The 2907-nt window shown below is 48.8% G+C and carries 1 rRNA gene; it reads left to right on the forward strand.

Going from position 1 to position 2907, the window contains the following annotated elements:
* The first annotated feature begins 14 nt into the window (after positions 1-14).
* Positions 15-2900 (forward strand): 23S ribosomal RNA (locus tag IWX80_RS16885).
* Positions 2901-2907 lie beyond the last annotated feature (7 nt).

The following is a 2907-nucleotide window of genomic DNA, read 5'->3' on the forward strand; positions in this document are numbered from 1 at the left end:
TAACGAGATTGGTACAATAAGCAAAATAAGGGCGTATGGGGGATGCCTTGGCTCTCAGAGGCGATGAAAGGCGTGATAAGCTGCGAAAAGCTACGGGGATTGGCACACACGAATTGATCCGTAGATACCTGAATGGGGCAACCCACTATGTTGAAGACATAGTACACCGATAGGTGGGCAAACCCGCTGAACTGAAACATCTAAGTAGGCGGAGGAGAAGAAAACAAAAGTGATTCCGTAAGTAGTGGCGAGCGAACGCGGATTAGCCCAAACCAATGTTGTTACGGCAATATTGGGGTTGTAGGACCACGACATTTGTTGCGGATTGAATTAGAATTTACTGGAAAGTAAAGCCAAAGAAGGTGATAGCCCTGTATAAGTAAAAGAAGATAACGATAGTGGTATCCTGAGTAGGGCGGGACACGAGAAATCCTGTCTGAATTTGGCGGGACCATCCGCTAAGGCTAAATACTCCTGAGAGACCGATAGTGAACCAGTACCGTGAGGGAAAGGTGAAAAGAACCGTGAATAACGGAGTGAAATAGATCCTGAAACCATACGCTTACAAGCGGTCGGAGCCCTTTCGTGGGGTGACGGCGTGCCTTTTGCATAATGAGCCTACGAGTTAACGTTGCTGGCAAGGATAAGTGGTTAAGCCACGGATCCGTAGCGAAAGCGAGTCTGAATAGGGCGCTTTAGTCAGTAGTGTTAGACGCGAAACCGTGTGATCTACCCATGGGCAGGATGAAGCGCTGGTAACACAGTGTGGAGGTCCGAACCGGTTGACGTTGAAAAGTCTTCGGATGACCTGTGGGTAGGGGTGAAAGGCCAATCAAACTCGGAAATAGCTCGTACTCCCCGAAATGCATTTAGGTGCAGCGTTATGCGTAAAGTTATATAGAGGTAGAGCTACTGATTGGATGCGGGGGCTTCACCGCCTACCAATTCCTGACAAACTCCGAATGCTATATAATGTTTCATAACAGTGAGGGCTTGGGTGCTAAGGTCCAAGTCCGAGAGGGAAAGAACCCAGACCATCAGCTAAGGTCCCCAAATATATACTAAGTTGAAAGAACGAGGTTTGTCTGCCCAGACAGCTAGGATGTTGGCTTGGAAGCAGCCATTCATTTAAAGAGTGCGTAACAGCTCACTAGTCGAGCGGACGAGCATGGATAATAATCGGGCATAAGTATATTACCGAAGCTATGGATTACCTATTTATTTAGGTAGTGGTAGGGGAGCATTCTAACAGGGTAGAAGGTGTGTCGTAAGGCATGCTGGACTGGTTAGAAAAGAAAATGTAGGCATAAGTAACGATAATGCGGGCGAGAAACCCGCACACCGAAAGACTAAGGTTTCCACAGCTATGCTAATCAGCTGTGGGTTAGTCGGGACCTAAGGCGAACCCGAAAGGGACAGTCGATGGACAACGGGTTAATATTCCCGTACTAGTTATTACTGTGATGGGGTGACGGAGTGATGAAAGCGCCGCGAACTGACGGAATAGTTCGTTGAAGTACCTACCTATAAGACCCGCAGGCAAATCCACGGGTTTTGGGGAAATACGATAGTACTCGGAGTCTTCGGACAAAGAGATAGTGCGCCTAAGGGCTTCCAAGAAAAACCTCTAAACTTCAGGTAATAAGTACCCGTACCGCAAACCGACACAGGTAGTCGAGGAGAGAATCCTAAGGTGCTCGAGAGATTCATGGCTAAGGAATTAGGCAAAATAGACCCGTAACTTCGGGAGAAGGGTCGCCAGCAGCAATGCTGGCCGCAGTGAAGAGGTCCAGGCGACTGTTTATCAAAAACACAGGGCTCTGCAAAATCGTAAGATGAAGTATAGGGCCTGACACCTGCCCGGTGCTGGAAGGTTAAGTGGAGATGTTATCTTCGGAGAAGCATTGAAATGAAGCCCCAGTAAACGGCGGCCGTAACTATAACGGTCCTAAGGTAGCGAAATTCCTTGTCGGGTAAGTTCCGACCTGCACGAATGGTGTAACGATCTGGACACTGTCTCAGCCATGAGCTCGGTGAAATTGTAGTAGCGGTGAAGATGCCGCTTACCCGCAGTGGGACGAAAAGACCCTGTGCACCTTTACTATAGCTTAGTATTGACCTTGGATAAATGATGTGTAGGATAGGTTGGAGACTGTGAAGTGGCGTCGCTAGGCGTTGTGGAGTCATTGTTGAAATACAACCCTTTGTTTATCTGAGGCCTAACCCCGTAATACGGGGGACATTGCTTGGTGGGTAGTTTGACTGGGGTGGTCGCCTCCAAAAGAGTAACGGAGGCTTCTAAAGGTTCCCTCAGTACGCTTGGTAACCGTGCGTAGAGTGCAATGGCATAAGGGAGCTTGACTGAGAGACATACAGGTCGATCAGGTACGAAAGTAGAGCATAGTGATCCGGTGGTTCCGCATGGAAGGGCCATCGCTCAAAGGATAAAAGGTACGCCGGGGATAACAGGCTGATCTCCCCCAAGAGCTCATATCGACGGGGGGGTTTGGCACCTCGATGTCGGCTCGTCACATCCTGGGGCTGGAGAAGGTCCCAAGGGTTGGGCTGTTCGCCCATTAAAGTGGCACGCGAGCTGGGTTCAGAACGTCGTGAGACAGTTCGGTCTCTATCTACTGTGGGCGCAAGAAATTTGAGTGGATCTGATTCTAGTACGAGAGGACCGAATTGGACAAACCTCTAGTGTATCTGTTGTCACGCCAGTGGCATCGCAGAGTAGCTACGTTTGGAAGGGATAAGCGCTGAAAGCATATAAGCGCGAAACCCACCACAAGATGAGATTTCTTTTAAGGGTCGTGGGAGATGACCACGTTGATAGGCTATAGATGTAAAGGCAGTAATGTCATAGTCGAGTAGTACTAATAACCCGTAAGCTTATGTACGCTTTTC

The organism is Flavobacterium sp. CAN_S2 (assembly GCF_015752255.1).
In the GTDB taxonomy this organism is placed as follows: Bacteria; Bacteroidota; Bacteroidia; order Flavobacteriales; family Flavobacteriaceae; genus Flavobacterium.